General features: G+C 35.2%; 1 pseudogene. It reads right to left on the minus strand.

The annotated features are described in order from the left end of the window. A pseudogene (locus tag Q0881_RS17755) lies at positions 1-412 on the minus strand (hypothetical protein); the annotation flags it as partial.

Below are 412 nucleotides of genomic sequence, written 5' to 3' on the forward strand. Positions count from 1 at the left end.
TTTGCACAATCTTTTACTTCCCATGTTCTTGTTATTGTATATACCGATGCACATTCATCATCCTGTCCTGTAATTACCTCTGAATAATTTACTGTTACTTCTGAATCACAATTATCCGTTGCTGTTAATACTTCCGCAGTTGGAATTGCATCACAACTAACTGTTGTGCTTTCTGGTAAACTCTCTACAAATACTGGTGCAGTAGTATCTTCTACTTCTATCGTTTGTACATGTGTTGTGGTATTGTTTGCACAATCTTTTACTTCCCATGTTCTTGTTATTGTATATACCGATGCACATTCATCATCCTGTCCTGTAATTACCTCTGAATAATTTACTGTTACTTCTGAATCACAATTATCCGTTGCTGTTAATACCTCCATGGTTGGAATATTATCACAACTAACTGTTA

It is taken from the genome of uncultured Tenacibaculum sp. (assembly GCF_947494125.1).
In the GTDB taxonomy this organism is placed as follows: domain Bacteria; phylum Bacteroidota; class Bacteroidia; order Flavobacteriales; family Flavobacteriaceae; genus Polaribacter.